General features: G+C 59.1%; 17 protein-coding genes. 11 read left to right on the plus strand and 6 right to left on the minus strand.

The annotated features are described in order from the left end of the window. Position 1: 1 nt before the first annotated feature. The 4 genes from galT to modE all read right to left on the minus strand — a co-directional run bounded on the left by galT (position 2) and on the right by modE (position 4,605). Entirely contained in the window at positions 2-1,048 is a 1,047-nt protein-coding gene (gene galT, locus GNG27_RS06990) for a galactose-1-phosphate uridylyltransferase (RefSeq protein ID WP_142488730.1), read from the minus strand. Positions 1,049-1,057: 9 nt separating this feature from the next. Then, positions 1,058-2,074: a UDP-glucose 4-epimerase GalE gene (galE, locus tag GNG27_RS06995; protein WP_142488731.1), complete on the minus strand. Its 1,017-nt coding sequence runs from the start codon at positions 2,072-2,074 to the stop codon at positions 1,058-1,060. A 205-nt stretch (positions 2,075-2,279) separates the two neighbouring features. Continuing rightward, positions 2,280-3,749: a molybdate ABC transporter ATP-binding protein ModF gene (modF, locus tag GNG27_RS07000; protein WP_156263229.1), complete on the minus strand. Its 1,470-nt coding sequence runs from the start codon at positions 3,747-3,749 to the stop codon at positions 2,280-2,282. A 67-nt stretch (positions 3,750-3,816) separates the two neighbouring features. Continuing rightward, positions 3,817-4,605: a molybdenum-dependent transcriptional regulator gene (gene modE, locus GNG27_RS07005; RefSeq protein ID WP_156263230.1), complete on the minus strand. Its 789-nt coding sequence runs from the start codon at positions 4,603-4,605 to the stop codon at positions 3,817-3,819. A gap of 127 nt (positions 4,606-4,732) precedes the next feature. Here modE and GNG27_RS07010 point away from each other — a divergent pair, with 127 nt between their 5' ends. The 4 genes from GNG27_RS07010 (at position 4,733) to modC (ending at position 7,585) form a co-directional block, all read left to right on the plus strand. Continuing rightward, positions 4,733-4,882: an AcrZ family multidrug efflux pump-associated protein gene (locus GNG27_RS07010; RefSeq protein WP_039029358.1), complete on the plus strand. Its 150-nt coding sequence runs from the start codon at positions 4,733-4,735 to the stop codon at positions 4,880-4,882. A gap of 179 nt (positions 4,883-5,061) precedes the next feature. Further along, positions 5,062-5,838, plus strand: coding sequence for a molybdate ABC transporter substrate-binding protein (modA, locus tag GNG27_RS07015; protein WP_156263231.1), 777 nt, complete (start codon positions 5,062-5,064; stop codon positions 5,836-5,838). Further along, a complete protein-coding gene (gene modB / locus GNG27_RS07020) occupies positions 5,835-6,524 on the plus strand; it encodes a molybdate ABC transporter permease subunit (protein ID WP_142488735.1) in 690 nt (229 codons plus the stop codon). Before modA ends, modB begins: the two co-directional genes overlap by 4 nt. Positions 6,525-6,526: 2 nt before the next feature. Continuing rightward, on the plus strand, positions 6,527-7,585 hold the full coding sequence (gene modC / locus GNG27_RS07025; protein WP_156263232.1) for a molybdenum ABC transporter ATP-binding protein ModC: 1,059 nt from the start codon (positions 6,527-6,529) through the stop codon (positions 7,583-7,585). Here modC and GNG27_RS07030 read toward each other — a convergent pair whose 3' ends face one another. Beyond that, the gene (locus tag GNG27_RS07030) at positions 7,586-8,404 is read right to left on the minus strand and encodes a pyridoxal phosphatase (protein ID WP_156263233.1); all 819 of its coding nucleotides are present in this window, start codon (positions 8,402-8,404) and stop codon (positions 7,586-7,588) included. A gap of 153 nt (positions 8,405-8,557) precedes the next feature. On the opposite strand from GNG27_RS07030, the gene pgl reads away from it, so the two are divergent. Next, a complete protein-coding gene (gene pgl, locus GNG27_RS07035) occupies positions 8,558-9,553 on the plus strand; it encodes a 6-phosphogluconolactonase (protein ID WP_142488738.1) in 996 nt (331 codons plus the stop codon). Between the two features lie 432 nt (positions 9,554-9,985). Next, on the plus strand, positions 9,986-10,075 hold the full coding sequence (tisB, locus tag GNG27_RS07040; protein WP_142488739.1) for a type I toxin-antitoxin system toxin TisB: 90 nt from the start codon (positions 9,986-9,988) through the stop codon (positions 10,073-10,075). A 53-nt stretch (positions 10,076-10,128) separates the two neighbouring features. Here tisB and GNG27_RS07045 read toward each other — a convergent pair whose 3' ends face one another. Continuing rightward, positions 10,129-11,412, minus strand: a complete 1,284-nt coding sequence (locus tag GNG27_RS07045) for a putative acyl-CoA thioester hydrolase (protein WP_156263234.1) — start codon at positions 11,410-11,412, stop codon at positions 10,129-10,131. A gap of 224 nt (positions 11,413-11,636) precedes the next feature. Between GNG27_RS07045 and hutI the strand changes: the two genes are divergently transcribed. From hutI to hutH, 5 genes are all read left to right on the plus strand, one after another. Then, entirely contained in the window at positions 11,637-12,860 is a 1,224-nt protein-coding gene (hutI, locus tag GNG27_RS07050; protein WP_156263235.1) for an imidazolonepropionase, read from the plus strand. Then, positions 12,857-13,795, plus strand: a complete 939-nt coding sequence (gene hutG / locus GNG27_RS07055) for a formimidoylglutamase (protein ID WP_156263236.1) — start codon at positions 12,857-12,859, stop codon at positions 13,793-13,795. The genes hutI and hutG overlap by 4 nt, the downstream gene beginning before the upstream one ends. Positions 13,796-13,839: 44 nt before the next feature. Next, positions 13,840-14,574: a histidine utilization repressor gene (locus GNG27_RS07060; RefSeq protein ID WP_142488742.1), complete on the plus strand. Its 735-nt coding sequence runs from the start codon at positions 13,840-13,842 to the stop codon at positions 14,572-14,574. 125 nt (positions 14,575-14,699) lie between these two features. Further along, positions 14,700-16,385, plus strand: coding sequence for a urocanate hydratase (hutU, locus tag GNG27_RS07065; RefSeq protein ID WP_156263237.1), 1,686 nt, complete (start codon positions 14,700-14,702; stop codon positions 16,383-16,385). After that, the gene (gene hutH / locus GNG27_RS07070; protein ID WP_142488744.1) at positions 16,385-17,905 is read left to right on the plus strand and encodes a histidine ammonia-lyase; all 1,521 of its coding nucleotides are present in this window, start codon (positions 16,385-16,387) and stop codon (positions 17,903-17,905) included. Before hutU ends, hutH begins: the two co-directional genes overlap by 1 nt. The last annotated feature ends 10 nt before the right edge of the window (positions 17,906-17,915 follow it).

Genomic DNA, 17,915 nt, shown 5'->3' on the forward strand with positions numbered 1-17,915 from the left:
GTTATTCTCCGGATTCGCGAAAATGGACATCACTCACTGCACGCAGGCGTTCTGCGGCCTGTTCCGCCGTCAGATCACGCTGGGTTTCCGCCAGCATCTCGTAGCCGACCATAAATTTACGTACGGTCGCGGAGCGCAGCAGCGGCGGATAAAAGTGGGCGTGCAACTGCCAGTGTTGATTCTCTTCGCCATTAAAGGGCGCGCCGTGCCAGCCCATGGAATACGGGAAAGAGCACTGGAACAGGTTGTCATAACGGCTGGTCAGCTTTTTCAGCGCCAGCGCCAGATCGCTGCGTTGGGCTTCGCTCAAATCGGTGATCCGCAGAACGTGGGCTTTCGGCAGCAGCAGGGTTTCGAACGGCCATGCCGCCCAGTACGGTACCACGGCTAACCAATGCTCGGTCTCCACCACGGTGCGGCTACCGTCGGCCAGTTCGCGCTGGACATAGTCCAACAGCATCGGCGATTCCTGCTCAGCGAAATAGGTCTTTTGCAGGCGATCTTCCCGCTCCACTTCGTTAGGCATAAAGCTGTTGGCCCACACCTGGCCGTGCGGATGGGGGTTGGAGCAGCCCATGGCTGCGCCTTTGTTCTCAAAGACCTGCACCCAGGGATAGCGCTGCCCCAGTTCGGCGGTCTGTTCCTGCCAGGTTTTCACGACCTCGGTCAGGGCCTCAACGCTCAGTTCCGGCAGGGTTTTGCTGTGATCCGGCGAGAAGCAGATCACCCGGCTGGTGCCGCGTGCGCTTTCGCAGCGCAGCAGCGGATCGTCACTCTGCGGCGCATCCGGCGTATCGGTCATCAGGGCGGCAAAGTCGTTAGTGAAAACGAAGGTGCCTGTATAGTCGGGGTTAATATCCCCGGTCACGCGGGTATTCCCCGGACAGAGGAAACAGTCCGGATCGTGCTGAGGCAGCGTCTGTTTAGCTGGCGTCTCCTGTGCGCCCTGCCAGGGACGCTTGGCGCGATGCGGTGACACCAGGATCCACTGCCCGGTTAACGGATTGAAACGACGATGTGGGTGATCGACGGGGTTAAATTGGGTCATGACAGATCCTTAGTCCGGATAGCCCTGCGGGTGGCGAGACTGCCAGCGCCAGGTATCCTGTGCCATTTCATCGAGCGTGCGCGAAACACGCCAGTTAAGCTCTTTCTCGGCCTTGGTGGCATCCGCCCAGTAGGCGGGCAGATCGCCGTCGCGACGTGGGGCAAAGTGATAGCTCACCGGTTTGCCGCAGGCGGCGCTGAAGGCGTTCACCACGTCCAGCACGCTGCTGCCGACGCCTGCGCCGAGGTTGTAAATATGGACGCCCGGTTTATCGGCCAGCTGCTGCATAGCCGCCACGTGACCGTCGGCGAGATCCATCACATGAATGTAGTCGCGAACGCCGGTGCCGTCCGGGGTCGGGTAGTCGTTGCCGAACACCGCCAGCGAATCACGACGGCCTACTGCCACCTGGGCAATGTACGGCATCAGGTTATTGGGGATACCCTGCGGATCTTCGCCCATATCCCCTGACGGATGCGCGCCCACCGGGTTGAAATAGCGCAGCAGGGCGATACTCCAGTCCGGCTGGGCTTTTTGCAGGTCGGTCAGGATCTGTTCCACCATCAGCTTGCTTTTGCCGTACGGGCTTTGCGGCGTCCCGGTCGGGAAGCTTTCGGCATAAGGGATTTGCGGCTGGTCGCCATAGACGGTGGCAGAGGAGCTGAAGATGAAGTTTTTCACGCCCGCGGCGCGCATGGCGGAGATCAGACGCAGCGTACCGTTGACGTTGTTATCGTAATACTCCAGCGGTTTTGACACCGACTCGCCCACGGCTTTCAGCCCGGCAAAGTGGATCACTGCCTCAATGGCGTGATCGTGGAGGATCTCGGTCATCAGCGCTTCGTTACGAATATCGCCTTCGACAAAGGCAGGCTGTTTACCGGCCAGGCGTTCCATGACCGGCAGCACGCTGCGTTTACTGTTGCACAGGTTATCAAGGATGATGACGTCGTGGCCATTTTGCAGCAGTTGCACACAGGTATGACTTCCTATGTAACCGCTACCACCTGTTACCAGAACTCGCATATTTCGCTCCATTAGGCTTAGGGTATGAGATAATCCTAGCATAACAGAGAGCAGGAAAGTGTGACATGGGATAAATTAGTGGAATCGTTTACACTGGATGAAGCGCAACCGCTTTCCGGCTAAAAAAGGATTGTAAATCAAAGTGCCCGGGATGGGATGTTGCAGGTTATCTGAAAAAAACGGGGGGGCGTCCCCCGTCAGGATGTCAGACCGGGCCCGTCCGGTAGCGGTAACTGTCGCCGTCAGCGACAAATTCCAGGCGGTGGGTGATACAGGCGGGAGCATCTTCCGCATGGTGAGAGACAAACAGCAGCTGCGTTTCCCCTTCGCTAATCAGCACATCCACAAATCGGCGGATCAGCTGGCGGTTAAGCGGATCCAGCCCCTGCAAGGGCTCGTCGAGGATCAGCAGGGTCGGGTGCTTCACCAGCGCGCGCACGATCAGCGCCAGCCGCTGCTGGCCCCACGACAGGCTGCTGAACGGCGCATCCGCGACCCGGTTATCCATCCCGAGGATATCCAGCCACTGCTGCGCCAGCTTGTGCTGCCTGTCGGAAACCGCCTGATAAATTCCGATAGAGTCGAAATACCCCGACAGAATGACATTGCGCACCGTGGTGCTGACGCGGTAATCGAGGTGCAGGCTGCTGCTGACATAGCCGATATGCTTTTTGATATCCCAGATGGTTTCGCCGCTGCCGCGACGGCGGCCAAAGAGGGTGAGATCGTTGCTGTAGCCCTGGGGTTGATCGCCGGTAATCAGGCTCAGCAGGGTCGATTTACCGGCGCCGTTGGGGCCGACAATCTGCCAGTGCTCGCCGGGATTTACCGTCCAGCTCAGATGGTCAAGGATCGGGCGATCGTTATACGACACCACGCCGTTGTTGAGCACAATCCGCGGTTGATCCTGCGGCAGGGCATGGCGCGCCGAAGGGGCATCCGGTTCGGGCAGGGTGACGCCGTTCAGCTTTTCACTGTGCGCCAGCTGGGCAATCAGGGCCTGGTTCAGCAGGGCCGCTTTTTCCCCCACCGCCGTCAGGGTACAGTCGGCCAGTACCCCGGCGTTCTTCACAAAATCGGGGATCTCGTCGAAACGGTTGAGGACCAGCACCAGGGTGTAACCCTGCTGATTAAGAGAGGCCAGCAGATCCGCCAGCTGCCCGCGGGATTTCACATCGAGGCCGTCGAAAGGCTCATCAAGGATCAGCAGTTCGGGTGCGGCCATCAGGGCCTGGCACAGCAGCGTTTTGCGGGTTTCGCCGGTGGAGAGGTATTTAAAGCGTCGGTCCAGCAGGTGAGCGATGCCGAACTGTTCCGCGAGCTGGCGGCAGCGGGCATCGTCTTTGATCTCGTCCTGGATAATCTCAGATGCCGTGCGGCCGGTATCTTCTTCGCCGGGGCTGAGCAGATCGGTGTTGTTGCGCTGCCACTCGTCACTAACCAGTTTTTGCAGCTGTTCAAAGGAGAGACGGGTCAGACGCGTAAAGGTGCTCTGGCGTTCGCCCTTCAGCAGCGTCAGCTCCCCGGCCAGCGCCCGGGCGAGGGCAGACTTGCCGCTGCCGTTACTGCCAACGAACGCCCAGCTTTCACCAACATTGAGCGTAAAATCCGCGAGCGTGAGCGTACGGGTATCGCTAAGACGAAACGTGCCTTGCGAAATTTGCAATGATGACATGATTTATCCCATTTTATGCAGCAATAAGCATCAGGGATACCCAGTGTCGGGGCGAATGTCAATGCGCTTAGCACAACGTGGCGATAATCACCCGGTCAGCATTAAAATATGCCGTTACCTCAGTACCTTCTTCTAAGCCCTGGCTCTGGGCCACAGGCACGGTGGCGCAAAGCGTCTGGCCGTCGGGCAGGGTCATCAGCACTTCACACTGCTCATCGCCCCGATCGATATGGTTAATGATCCCCTGCAATTGATTATCCGCCTGGTTCGCCGTTTCCCTGTCCTGTGTGATGCTGACCCAGGGGGCCTTCAGCAGCACCAGCACCTCTTTGCCCTCATCCAGCCCCAGCCGCTCGCCGCTCTGGGCGGTAATGGCCACTTTCAGGCGGGTAGTGCCGTCGGCGAGTAAAATATCCACCTGCTGCTGGACGCGATCGTCATCGCGGGCAGTGACCGTACCAAACCACTGGTTGCGGGCGCTGGTCTGCAAGGAGAAACGCGAGATAGCGCCAAGCAGGCTGTCCAGCGGCAGGGCGTCGTCGTCGCTTAAGACATCGAAGGCTTTCTGTTGGATCTGCCCCAGCAGGTCATAGAGCTGGATCAGCCGCTGCCCGTAGCGCGTCAGTATCGCACCGCCGCCGCCTTTGCCGCCGGTAGCGCGTTCGACCAGAGTCTGTTCGCTCAGGGTGTTCATCTCATTGATGGCATCCCAGGCGCTTTTATAGCTAATGCCGGCGTTCCTGGCTCCCTGGCTGATGGAACCGGTTTGCGCAATCTGTTTGAGCAGGGCGATGCGGCGGGGATCGGCAAACAATTTTTGCGAAAGACGGAGGGTGAGGAGAATTTCGGCCTGCATAACAATGTCCTGGCAAAAGGGTTATTGTGACCTAATTCGTTTTATGCGCAAACTGTACCGCACAAAAGGGGATGTATTTCTCGCTTTTCCGGTTAGAATAAGGCATTCACATTGTCTGGAGAAAGCCATGTTAGAGTTGCTGAAAAGTCTGGTATTCGCCGTGATCATGGTGCCAGTGGTGATGGCTATCATTCTCGGTGCCATCTACGGCCTGGGTGAGGTGTTCAACATCTTTTCCAATATCGGCCACAGAAAACAGCCGAAAAAACAGCATTAATTTCCTGTAAAAACGCCCGGTTCCGCCGGGCGTTTTGCTCTCAAGTTTCCCCCTTCCGCGCCGATATTACTTACGGCATCAGTTTCATTTACTCACTAATCGGTACGATTTAACGCTGGGAAAACCTTAGGGTTATCGTTATATTTATTTTTATATAACGACACTCACAGGAGTTAAAGATGGCACGTACATGGTTACGCCTTTTCGCAGGGGCAACGCTGACCCTCACCCTGACCGGACATGCACTGGCGGATGAGGGCAAAATTACCGTCTTCGCGGCAGCATCCCTGACGAACGCGATGCAGGATATCGCTGCGGAGTATAAAAAAGAGAAAAACGTCGAGGTGGTGTCGTCCTTTGCGTCTTCGTCCACGCTGGCGCGCCAGATCGAAGCGGGAGCGCCTGCGGACCTGTTCATCTCTGCCGATCAGAAGTGGATGGATTACGCGGTCGAGAAAAAATCGATAGATACCGCCAGCCGCGCAACCCTGCTGGGCAATAGCCTGGTGGTGGTGGCACCGAAAGAGAGTGCCCAGGGCGAGATCGCCATCAACAAAGAGACCCGCTGGACCAGCCTGCTGAAAGACGGGCGTCTGGCGGTGGGCGATCCGGAACACGTTCCGGCGGGCATTTATGCCAAAGAGGCGCTGCAAAAACTGGGGGCCTGGGAGACGCTGTCCCCGAAACTGGCCCCGGCGGAAGACGTGCGTGGCGCGCTGGCGCTGGTGGAGCGCAACGAAGCGCCGTTGGGCATCGTCTACGGCTCTGATGCCGTCGCCGGAAAAGGGGTGAAAGTGGTGGGGACCTTCCCGGAAGACTCACATAAGAAAGTGGAATATCCTGTTGCCATCGTCGATGGACATAAAAACGCTACCGTCAGCGCCTTTTACGATTATCTGAAGGGGCCGCAGGCATCGGCAATCTTTAAACGTTACGGATTTACGACTCACGAATGATATTGACCGATCCCGAATGGCAGGCCGTGCTGCTGAGCCTGAAAGTCTCTTCCCTCGCGGTTGCATTTAGTTTGCCCTTTGGGATCTTCTTCGCCTGGCTACTGGTTCGCTGTAAATTTCCCGGCAAAGCGCTCCTTGACAGTGTTTTGCATTTGCCGCTGGTGCTGCCGCCGGTGGTGGTCGGTTACCTGCTCCTCATCGCCATGGGGCGACGCGGGTTTATCGGCGAGCGGCTGTATGAGTGGTTTGGCCTCAGCTTTGCCTTCAGCTGGCGCGGTGCGGTGCTGGCAGCGGCGGTGATGTCGTTCCCGCTGATGGTGCGGGCGATCCGCCTGGCGCTGGAAGGGGTCGACATGAAGCTTGAACAGGCGGCCCGCACGCTGGGTGCCGGACGCTGGCGCGTATTTCTGACCATCACGCTTCCCCTGACGCTGCCGGGCATTATTGTCGGCACCGTGCTGGCCTTTGCCCGCTCGCTGGGCGAGTTTGGCGCGACCATTACCTTTGTCTCCAATATCCCGGGTGAAACGCGCACTATCCCGTCGGCGATGTATACCCTTATCCAGACCCCCGGTGGCGAAGGGGCCGCCGCGCGTCTTTGTATTATCTCCATTGTGCTGGCGATGGTGTCGCTGCTGGTATCGGAATGGCTGGCCCGTCTGAGCCGTGAACGGATGGGGAACTGACCATGCTGGAACTCAATTTCACCCAGACCCTGGGCGAGCACTGCCTCACCCTCAACGAAACCCTGCCTGCCAGCGGAATTACCGCCATTTTTGGCGTTTCCGGCGCGGGGAAGACCTCGCTGATCAACGCCATAAGCGGCCTGACCCGGCCCCAGTCAGGGCGGATCGTGCTCAACGATCGGGTGTTGAACGACGTAGAAAAACGCATTTATCTGGCACCGGAAAAGCGCCGGATTGGCTATGTCTTCCAGGATGCGCGACTGTTTCCGCACTACAAGGTGCTGGGCAATCTGCGTTATGGCATGGCGAAAAGCATGGCCGGGCAGTTCGATAAGCTGGTGGCTCTGCTGGGCATTGAACACCTGCTTGACCGGCTACCTTCGTCGCTCTCGGGTGGGGAAAAGCAGCGCGTGGCGATAGGCCGGGCGCTACTCACCGCCCCGGAGTTGCTACTGCTGGACGAGCCGCTGGCCTCGCTGGATATCCCCCGCAAGCGTGAGCTGCTGCCCTATCTGCAGCGCCTGGCGCGTGAAATCAATATTCCGATGCTCTATGTCAGCCACTCGCTGGACGAGATCCTGCATCTGGCCGATAAGGTGCTGGTCCTGGAAAACGGCAGCGTGAAGGCGTTCGGCAATCTGGAAGAGGTGTGGGGCAGCAGCGTGATGCACCCGTGGTTGCCTCAGGAGCAGCAGAGCAGCATTCTGAAGGTGAGCGTGCTGGAGCACCATCCGCACTACGCGATGACCGCGCTGGCCATTGGCGATCAGCATGTCTGGGTCAACAAGCTGGATAAACCGCTGCAAACCAATCTGCGCATTCGCATTCAGGCGTCGGACGTCTCGCTGGTGCTGCAGCCGCCGCTCCAGAGCAGCATTCGTAACATTTTGCGCGCCAAAGTGGCCCAGTGTTACGACGATAACGGTCAGGTTGAGGTGCAGCTGGAAATTGGTAGCCGCACGCTGTGGGCGCGTATCAGCCCCTGGGCCAGGGATGAGCTGGGGATCAAGCCTGGCCTCTGGCTCTACGCACAGATCAAGAGCGTGTCGATCACCACCTGATCACACCAGATGGGTATAGATAAATTGGGCGATGCTGTCGGTGGTGTTGTCGCCAATTACGATGTTGGCGCGCGCTTTGACGGCGTCGTCCGCATTACCCATTGCCACCCCGGTCCCGGCCGCTTCCAGCATGCTGATGTCATTGTAGTTATCGCCAAAGGCAATGACGTCCTTCATTGATCCGCCGATGGATTCCACATACTGCGCCAGGCGCTTGCCCTTGCTGTTGCCTTTGCGGGCAATATCCACCTGATCGTGCCAGGACCATTCGCACTCCAGGCCCAACGTCTGCTCCACGTGTTTAGCGAAGGCATTCAGCTTGCTGGTATCTTCATCGGTCAGAGCAAATTTCCAGATAGCGTTAACGTCCCGGGCCGCCTGCGCCAGCGACGGCACCTGGGTGAACACCGGACGCTGCGCTTCCGGCAGCGACAGCGCCCAGTTGCTGGTGCGGATCACATGCCCGGTCGGGCGTTCGTAAAGCATCGCGTCGTCGACATACATCAGGCCGTGAATGGCATGCTCATCGAGCAGATCAATCAGTTGCAGCGCCTGGGTAACCGGCAGCGGATCGGCCTGCAGAACCTTTTTTGCTTGATAATCATACAAATAGGTTCCGTTACAGCAAATTGCAGGTGTATCTAACGCCAGCGCCTGATAAAAAGGATGAATCGCAACATGATGACGACCCGTCACGATGAGGAGCTGGTATCCTGCCTCCTGGGCACGCTTCAGGGCGTCGAGGGAAGAGGGGAGCAGGGTTTTTTGCGGGGTTAACAGCGTACCGTCTAAATCCAGTGCAATCACACGCGAGGTCATTTGATATTCCGGGTTAATGTTGAAATGGCAGAATGAGCAGATGGTACACCGCGTGACTAAGGCTGCAAAATTCCTGGTTAAAATTCAGCATTCACCGTTAAAAAAGACTATCCTGGTACATTACTTTTACGCGCAGTGAGGAAAGGAGCATTCATGAAACAAACCGTTTATACCGCCAGTCCTGAAAGCCAGCAGATCCATGTCTGGCGTCTGAATCCCGAAGGTACGCTCACCCTGGTTCAGGTCGTCGATGTTCCCGGCCAGGTTCAGCCGATGGCGATCAGCCCGGATAAACGTTTCCTGTATGTGGGCGTGCGCCCGGAGTTCCGTGTGCTGGCGTACCGTATCTCTCCTGAAGATGGCGCGCTGACCTTTACGGCCGAAGCTGCGCTGCCGGGGAGCCCGACCCATATCTCAACCGATCTGCAGGGGCGCTTTATCTTTAGCGGCTCTTACAACGCCGGTTGCGTCAGCGTCACCCGCCTGGATGATGGCATTCCAACGGAGACCGTTGAGGTGGTTGAAGGGCTGGAAGGTTGTCACTCGGCCAACATCTCCCCGGATAACCGCACCCTGTGGGTACCGGCGCTGAAACAGGATCGTATCTGCCTGTTTACCCTGGGCGACGACGGCAAGCTGGCCGCGCAAACGCCAGCAGAAGTGACCACCGTTGAAGGCGCAGGCCCGCGTCATATGGCCTTCCATCCGAACCAGCAGTACGCCTATGTGGTAAATGAGCTGAACTGCTCGGTGGACGTCTGGGCCCTGCGCGATCCGCACGGCAACATCGAGTGCGTGCAGACCCTGGACATGATGCCAGCGGACTTCACCGATACGCGCTGGGGGGCGGATATCCACATCACCCCTGATGGACGCCACCTCTATACCTGCGATCGTACGTCAAGCCTGATCACCATTTTCAGCATCTCTGAAGATGGCAGCGTGCTGGCCATCGAAGGCTTCCAGCCGACCGAGACCCAGCCGCGCGGCTTTAACGTCGATCATAGCGGTAAGTTCCTGATTGCAGCGGGGCAAAAATCGCACCATATCGCGCTGTATGAGATTCAGGGCGAGCAGGGGCTGCTGGAAGAGAAGGGGCGTTACGCCGTCGGCCAGGGGCCAATGTGGGTGGTAGTTAACGCGCACTAAGGCGGACGAAATAAAAAAACCTCGCACATGCGAGGTTTTTTTATGCCCGGTGGTAGCCGGGTGAGCACATCGGAAACACCAACCTCAATATAGTAATCCCGGCCTGGCACTATGTAAAATTAACCCACGGCAAAAGAATGGGATGAGCCGCTGAGTTAATAATTATCATACTGAAAAATAATAATATTTTTCTTTATCTGAATAAATTCTTAATCTGTTTGAAACTGTTTTTATATACAGTTATCAGAGATTACAATGTTGCCGTTGGTTCGATGTGAGCAGTTCCGCAAATCAGGTTTCTTTTAAGTCCTGGCTGGCGGGTGGTGCCGTCAGTGCCTTAACTGTGGAGCACATCGGTAACACCAACGCCCACTGGTGACAGGCAGCGGAAAGGTAAGTCAGTGGAAGTGCTCCTGACCAAAGGAGTGGCGTATGAGCAGTATGGGATGGGTAATTCTGTTCCTGCAACTCATGGTTGCAGTATTGCAACTGCTGGATGCGTATCTTAAGACCGGTGCCTGACGTGCCCAGCCGCAGCATTAAGGGGGAGTTACTCCCCCTTTTTGCTAATCAGATTACTGCTTCGGTTCCGCTACCACTTTGCTGCCCACGCCGCGGTTGTTGTATTCCCACATGCGGTTGAAGTTAGCGTCGTTGAGGTTACGCTGCACGTTGCCTTTCTCATCCACCGCACCGGTATTACCCGCATACGGACGCTGAGAGATCGCCGCGTTGCCCCACGGTTTTGCCATGTTAAAGCCTTCGTTGATCACGCTGTCGCGGATCACCACCTGGCCGTTGGAGGCAGAATCGACGTCCAGCGAGCGGCCCAGCTGTGCCACACCGTCACCCATCGCGGTAAAGCGGCTGTTCACTGCCAGGAAGCCGTAGAACATGTTCGACAGGGTGGCCGGGGCGAAGACATAGCCTTCCTGCTGGGTACGGGTATTCATCACCCGGAAATCGGTGTTATCAAACACCACGGCACCGCGACCAGAGACAATATCCACATCCCCTTCAATGTAGCTGTTAGTGACCAGCGTACGGGTGATGCGGTTGTTCTTCAGGGTGTTATCAACGCCGCTGTTGGTAACGAAGAAGGTATTCTGACGACCCAGAATATTTACCTTGTCGATCTGCACCTGGTCGCCATCGCTGCGCAGGGCAACCGCCTGGTGATTACCGGCATCGACGCTGTCGCCGAGATTGTTTTCAATCGTCAGGTTCTGCAGCTGCAGGCCGGTGTTCTGCGACCAGAAGACGGCGGAACACATCACGCCGACGGTGGCACTGTGCTTGCTCTGGCAACGGTCAAACATGTACCAGGCCGGTTTGCCAGGCATGTATTTACCGCCCGGATTGACCAGACGACGCCAGGTCGCGGTATCCATCTCCGAGTCGATCGCCAGACCAATTTTCACATCAATCGGTTTTTCACCCGTACCGTACAGGGTCACGCTACCCGGCGCGGCAGGCACATACACGGTGCCTTCGTACTCGCCTGGTAAAATGGCAATGTACTGACGGGAGCTGCTGTGCTTAGCAATGGCTGCATCAACCGCCGCCTGAATGGTGGTATGCGTAACGCCCTGGATTCCCGCCGGGCCAACCACAAAGTTCGGCTGCGCAGGCAGACGAATGGCGTAAGGACTCCACGGCGCCGCGTTTGGATCCATGGCCGTGAAGTAGCGAGCCTGCTGGAAGTTTTTCGCTTCATCAGTGGAAAGGATCGGGCGGAAAGCCGTGCCTGGTGCGACCTGCTCTGAAGGCAGTTGATCCGGCGGAGTAGAGCTGCACGCGGACAACGTCACGCCAAATGCGAGGGCCAGCGCCAGACGAGAAATCCTGGAAATGTTCAAGGGAAAGCTCCTGCTAAGCATATCAATAGGGGGATAACCGAAATAGCCTGCTTTTTTATACTAAGTTGAGCGAAACGGGAAGATTAAAAGGCAAAAAGTTACTTTTTATTCCCGCGCTTAGCGGGAAAGTTGTCACAAATAAATAACAATTTCGGTAAAGGCGATTGACAGGGCGATGGGAATGAAAATAAATGTCTATACAACTCATGACAAGCGGAAGCCCGATGTTGCAACTTCATCCCGACGACGTTATCTGGCGTAACCTGCGCCTCGCGACTATGGATCCTGGCTACGGCACAGCCTATGGTTTGCTGGAGAACCGGGCCTTAATTGTGCGTGGAGAGACCATCCTGGCGATCGTGCCGGAATCTGACCTGCCGCAGGATCTGCCCAACACCCACGATTTACAGGGGCGGCTGGTCACGCCGGGCCTGATTGACTGCCACACCCATCTGGTGTTTGGCGGCGACCGCGCCGCCGAGTGGGAGCAGCGGCTGAACGGCGTCTCCTATCAGACCATCAGCGCCCAGGGCGGCGGAATTAATGCCACGGTGAGCGCGACCCGGGACAGCGCCCCTGAGCAGCTTGAGCAGCTGGCGCAGCAGCGTTTACAGCGGCTGATGCGTGAAGGCGTTACCACTATCGAAATCAAATCCGGCTACGGCCTGAACGACGAGGCGGAAGAGAAGATGCTGCGCGTGGCCCAGCGTCTGGCGCACACCCATCCCATTGAGATCAGCCCGACGCTGCTGGCTGCCCATGCCGTGCCGAAGGAGTATCGTCAGGATCCGGATGCGTACATCGCCCACGTGTGTCAGCACACGCTCCCGCAGCTGTGGGAGAAAGGCCTTTTCGAAGCCGTGGATGTCTTCTGCGAGAACGTTGGCTTCACCCCGGAACAGAGCGAGCGGGTGTTCCAGGCGGCACAGGCCCGGGGGATCCCGATTAAAGGCCACGTCGAGCAGCTCTCTAACCTCGGCGGCACTGCGCTGGTGAGCCGTTACCACGGGCTCTCTGCCGATCACATTGAGTATCTTGATGAGGCCGGAGTGAGCGCGATGGCGCAGAGCGGCACCGTGGCGGTACTGCTGCCCGGCGCGTTCTACTTTTTGCAGGAGCGCCAGCGCCCGCCGGTTGACCTGCTGCGTCAGCAGGGGGTGCCGATGGCCGTCGCGACCGACTACAACCCCGGCACCAGCCCCTTTGCCAGCCTGCATCTGGCGATGAATATGGCCTGCGTGCAGTTTGGTTTAACCCCGGAAGAGGCGTGGGCAGGGGTGACCCGGCATGCCGCCCAGGCGCTGGGCCGCGGGGCAACGCACGGCCAGCTGAAGGCCGGGTTTGTCGCGGATCTGGCGATCTGGGATGCCAAAAGCCCGGTGGAGATGGTGTATGAGCCGGGTCGTAACCCGCTTTATCAGCGCGTATTCAGAGGAAAAGTACAATGAGCGTATGGCAGCCGGTTTCACCTGACGTCTGGCAGGGGCGTGACGACACCCGCGAGGCCAGCAACGCGCTGCGCCTGTTCCAGACCGTGCAACGTAGCGACACACCAACGCCCTCCGGGGGCGGTATCGCCCTGATCGGCTTTGCCTGCGACGAAGGGGTCAGACGCAATCAGGGCCGGACCGGTGCGGCCCAGGCCCCGGATGTGTTACGCCGCGCGCTGGGAAATATGGCCAGCCATCAGGGCCACCAGCGGCTGACCGATATGGGCAACATCCGCATCGAGGGGGAGGCGCTGGAGACCGCCCAGCAGGCGCTGAGCGAGACGGTCACCGCCTGCCAGCAGGCCGGCATGCGCACCCTGGTGTTCGGCGGCGGGCATGAAACCGCCTGGGCCCATGGCCGCGGCGTGCTGGATGCCTTTCCCGGCGAGCGGGTGGTGATTATCAACCTTGATGCGCACCTCGATCTGCGTCACGCCAGTCAGGCGACCTCCGGAACCCCGTTCCGCCAGCTGGCGCTCTACTGCGCGGAACAGCAGCGTGAGTTTCACTACGCCTGCCTCGGGGTCAGCCGGGCGGCCAATACGCAGGCGCTGTGGGATGAAGCGGCTCGTCTTAACGTCACTCTGGTGGAAGATCTCGATTTCCAGCAGCAGGCGCTGCCGGTGCTGGACACCGTCCTCAACAATGCGGATCGGGTCTACCTCACTATTGACCTCGACGTGATGCCCGCCGGGGAGATGCCCGCCGTGTCGGCACCCGCCGCGCTGGGGGTTCCGGCCCGGGATCTGCTTCCGGTCATCGCGCGGATCTGTCGCAGCGGCAAACTGCAGGCGGCGGATCTGGTGGAGTTCAGCCCTGGCTTCGATCGCGACGGCCAGGGGGCGAAGCTCGCCGCGCGTCTTGCCTGGCAAATTGCTCACTGGTGGGCGTAATCTGTGGATATACTCGGATTTTTATAACGGCTTAAGGAATTGCTATGTTCTCTCGCGCCCCGCAGCAGCAGGCCAATACGCCAGCCCCTTTCTATGAAAAGGTAAAACAGGCGATCAGCCATCAGATCGCCACCGGCGTCTGGCGTCCTCACGATCGCATCCCGTCCGAGGCAGAGCTGGTGGCCCAGTTCGGCTTTAGCCGGATGACCATCAACCGCGCGCTGCGGGAGCTGACCGATGAGGGGCTGCTGGTGCGTCTGCAGGGGGTCGGCACCTTTGTGGCCGAGCCAAAAGGGCAGTCCGCGCTGTTTGAAATTCGCAGCATTGCCGATGAGATCGCCTCCCGCAACCATCAGCACCGTTGTGAGGTGCTATTCCTTGAGGAGACGCAGGCCAGCGCTGCGCAGGCCGCTGCGTTGAACGTCAAAGAGGGAACGCGCATCTTCCACTCCCTGATGTTGCACTTTGAAAACGATATCCCGGTGCAGATTGAGGATCGCAGCGTCAATGCCGCGCTGGTGCCGGATTACCTGCAGCAGGACTACACCGCCACCACCCCCCATGCTTATCTGTCGCTGGTCGCGCCGCTGACGGAAGGGGAGCATATCGTCGAGGCGGTGCGCGCCACGCCGCAGGAGTGCGAGCTGCTGCGTATTAAAGAGCACGATCCCTGCCTGCTGATCCACCGCCGTACCTGGTCAGCCTCGCACATTGTTTCCCACGCCAGACTGCTGTTCCCGGGCAACCGCTATCGGCTGCAGGGCCATTTCATGTCATAAGCCAAAAGCGTGATTGCTGACGCAATATAACAAAAATGTATCTTAATTGTTAAAATCGGCCTTGTGTGCACTTGTCTATACAAGTATATCTTAGTGTATATTCTGTCCCCAATGAGGAGCACACAATGTCGTCAGGTAAGTATCGCCAGCAAGAGATCCGCGCCCCACGTGGCACCACGCTTAACGCCAAAAGCTGGCTCACCGAAGCCCCGCTGCGCATGTTAATGAACAACCTCGATCCCGACGTGGCGGAAAACCCTCACGAGCTGGTGGTGTATGGCGGAATTGGCCGTGCGGCGCGCAACTGGGCGTGCTATGACGCCATTGTCAAATCCCTCACCGAACTGGAAAACGACGAAACCCTGTTGGTGCAGTCCGGCAAACCTGTCGGCGTCTTCAAAACCCACGAAAACGCCCCGCGCGTGCTGATCGCCAACTCCAACCTGGTCCCGCACTGGGCCACCTGGGAACACTTTAACGAGCTGGATGCGAAAGGGCTGGCGATGTATGGCCAGATGACCGCCGGCAGCTGGATCTACATCGGGAGCCAGGGCATCGTCCAGGGCACCTACGAAACCTTTGTCGAGGCGGGCCGTCAGCACTATAACGGCTCCCTGAAAGGCCGTTGGGTACTGACCGCAGGCCTGGGCGGCATGGGCGGCGCACAGCCGCTGGCGGCGACGCTGGCGGGAGCCTGCTCCCTGAACATTGAGTGCCAGCAGAGCCGCATCGATTTCCGTCTGCGTACCCGCTACGTCGATGAGCAGGCCGATTCGCTGGACGATGCCCTGGCGCGCATTAACAAATACACCCAGCAAGGCAAGGCGGTCTCGATTGCCCTGTGCGGTAACGCGGCCGATATCGTGCCGGAGCTGGTGGCGCGCGGCGTGCGTCCGGACCTGGTCACCGACCAGACCAGCGCCCACGATCCGCTGCACGGCTACCTGCCAAAAGGCTGGAGCTGGGAAGAGTATCAGCAGAAAGCGCAGCAGGATCCGGAAGGCACCGTCCTGGCGGCGAAGCGTTCGATGGCCGATCACGTCAACGCGATGCTGGCCTTCAGCCAGCAGGGCGTCCCGACCTTCGATTACGGCAATAATATCCGCCAGATGGCGAAAGAGATGGGCGTTACCAATGCCTTTGATTTCCCGGGCTTTGTCCCTGCCTATATCCGTCCGTTGTTCTGCCGCGGGATCGGCCCGTTCCGCTGGGTGGCGCTCTCCGGCGACCCGGAAGATATCTACAAAACCGACGCCAAAGTGAAAGAGATTGTCGCCGATGATGAGCACCTGCATCACTGGCTGGACATGGCCCGCGAGCGCATTAACTTCCAGGGACTGCCGGCGCGTATCTGCTGGGTAGGCCTGGAGTGGCGCCAGAAGCTGGGCCTGGCCTTTAACGAAATGGTCCGCAGCGGTGAAGTCTCAGCGCCAATCGTTATTGGTCGTGACCATCTTGATTCGGGCTCGGTTGCCAGCCCGAACCGTGAAACCGAAGCGATGCAGGACGGCTCAGACGCGGTCTCCGACTGGCCGCTGCTGAATGCGCTGCTCAACACCGCCAGCGGCGCGACCTGGGTCTCGCTGCACCACGGCGGCGGCGTCGGGATGGGCTTCTCCCAGCATGCCGGAATGGTCATCGTCTGCGACGGCACCGATGAAGCCGCGGCCCGTATTGCCCGCGTACTGCACAACGATCCGGCGACTGGCGTGATGCGCCATGCCGATGCCGGGTATGACATTGCCATTGATTGCGCGAAAGAGCAGGGCCTGAACCTGCCTATGATCGCCGCTCAACAAGGAAAGCACTGATGAACGCTTTAACCCTGACTCCCGGTTCCCTGACCCTGGCCCAGCTGCGCCAGGTCTGGCAACAGCCGCTGCACCTAACGCTCGACGACGCGGCCCACAAGGCCATCAACGACAGCGTCGCCTGCGTGGAAGCGATTGTCGCCGAAGGGCGCACCGCCTACGGGATCAACACCGGTTTTGGCCTGCTGGCGCAGACGCGCATCGCCACTCACGATCTAGAAAACCTGCAACGTTCGCTGGTGCTCTCCCACGCGGCGGGCGTCGGCGAGCCGCTGGATGACGACATTGTGCGTCTGATGATGGTGCTGAAGATCAACAGCCTGGCGCGCGGTTTCTCCGGCATCCGCCTGAGCGTCATTCAGGCGCTGATTGCCATGGTCAATGCCGAAGTTTACCCCTGGATCCCGGCCAAAGGTTCGGTCGGCGCGTCCGGCGATCTGGCCCCGCTGGCGCACATGTCCCTGACCCTGCTGGGTGAGGGCAAAGCCCGCTACCGGGGCGAATGGTTACCGGCCGCCACGGCTCTGCAAAAAGCGGGTCTGGCCCCGGTGACGCTGGCGGCGAAAGAGGGGCTGGCGCTGCTGAACGGCACCCAGGCCTCCACCGCCTTTGCCCTGCGCGGCCTGTTTGAAGCCGAAGATCTGTTTGCCTCGGCGGTGGTCTGTGGGGCGCTGACTACCGAAGCGGTGCTCGGCTCCCGTCGTCCGTTTGACGCCCGCATTCATGAGGTACGAGGTCAGCGCGGGCAGATCGACGCCGCGGCGCTGTTCCGCCACGTCCTGACCGACACCAGCGCCATTGCCGAGTCGCACCACAACTGCGACAAGGTGCAGGACCCGTACTCCCTGCGCTGTCAGCCGCAGGTAATGGGGGCCTGTCTTACCCAGATGCGTCAGGTGGCGGAGGTACTGCTGGTGGAATCCAATGCCGTTTCCGATAACCCGCTGGTGTTCGCCGCGGAAAACGAAGTGGTCTCCGGGGGTAACTTCCACGCCGAACCGGTGGCGATGGCGGCGGATAATCTGGCCCTGGCGATTGCCGAAATTGGCGCGCTGTCGGAGCGTCGTATCGCGCTGATGATGGATAAACACATGTCCCAGCTGCCACCGTTCCTGGTGCGCAACGGCGGGGTTAACTCCGGGTTTATGATTGCCCAGGTGACCGCCGCCGCGCTGGCGAGCGAGAACAAGGCCCTGTCGCACCCGCACAGCGTGGACAGTCTGCCGACGTCAGCTAATCAGGAAGATCATGTCTCGATGGCCCCGGCGGCAGGCCGCCGCTTGTGGGAGATGGCGGGCAACACCCGCGGCGTGCTGGCGGTAGAGTGGTTAGCGGCCTGTCAGGGCTGCGATCTGCGCGACGGTCTGACCTCGAGCCCGCAGCTGGAGCAGGCGCGGCATATCCTGCGGGAGCAGGTAGCGCACTATGATGACGACCGCTTCTTTGCCCCGGATATTGATGCGGCGATTGCGTTGCTGAACAAAAGGAGCCTGGTCGGGTTGCTGCCAGCGTTCTTGTAAAAAAACGCCC

Source organism: Leclercia sp. 119287 (assembly GCF_009734485.1).
In the GTDB taxonomy this organism is placed as follows: Bacteria; Pseudomonadota; Gammaproteobacteria; order Enterobacterales; family Enterobacteriaceae; genus Enterobacter; species Enterobacter adecarboxylatus_C.

Coding starts and splice junctions, on each gene's coding strand:
- GNG27_RS07010 (WP_039029358.1), top strand. CDS start 4,733: ATGTTAGAGTTGCTGAAAAGTCTGGTATTCGCCGTGATCATGGTGCCA.
- hutI (WP_156263235.1), top strand. CDS start 11,637: ATGTTGCAACTTCATCCCGACGACGTTATCTGGCGTAACCTGCGCCTC.
- hutH (WP_142488744.1), top strand. CDS start 16,385: ATGAACGCTTTAACCCTGACTCCCGGTTCCCTGACCCTGGCCCAGCTG.
- pgl (WP_142488738.1), top strand. CDS start 8,558: ATGAAACAAACCGTTTATACCGCCAGTCCTGAAAGCCAGCAGATCCAT.
- galE (WP_142488731.1), bottom strand. CDS start 2,074: ATGCGAGTTCTGGTAACAGGTGGTAGCGGTTACATAGGAAGTCATACC.
- tisB (WP_142488739.1), top strand. CDS start 9,986: ATGAGCAGTATGGGATGGGTAATTCTGTTCCTGCAACTCATGGTTGCA.
- GNG27_RS07060 (WP_142488742.1), top strand. CDS start 13,840: ATGTTCTCTCGCGCCCCGCAGCAGCAGGCCAATACGCCAGCCCCTTTC.
- modB (WP_142488735.1), top strand. CDS start 5,835: ATGATATTGACCGATCCCGAATGGCAGGCCGTGCTGCTGAGCCTGAAA.
- modC (WP_156263232.1), top strand. CDS start 6,527: ATGCTGGAACTCAATTTCACCCAGACCCTGGGCGAGCACTGCCTCACC.
- galT (WP_142488730.1), bottom strand. CDS start 1,048: ATGACCCAATTTAACCCCGTCGATCACCCACATCGTCGTTTCAATCCG.
- modE (WP_156263230.1), bottom strand. CDS start 4,605: ATGCAGGCCGAAATTCTCCTCACCCTCCGTCTTTCGCAAAAATTGTTT.
- hutU (WP_156263237.1), top strand. CDS start 14,700: ATGTCGTCAGGTAAGTATCGCCAGCAAGAGATCCGCGCCCCACGTGGC.
- modA (WP_156263231.1), top strand. CDS start 5,062: ATGGCACGTACATGGTTACGCCTTTTCGCAGGGGCAACGCTGACCCTC.
- GNG27_RS07030 (WP_156263233.1), bottom strand. CDS start 8,404: ATGACCTCGCGTGTGATTGCACTGGATTTAGACGGTACGCTGTTAACC.
- hutG (WP_156263236.1), top strand. CDS start 12,857: ATGAGCGTATGGCAGCCGGTTTCACCTGACGTCTGGCAGGGGCGTGAC.
- modF (WP_156263229.1), bottom strand. CDS start 3,749: ATGTCATCATTGCAAATTTCGCAAGGCACGTTTCGTCTTAGCGATACC.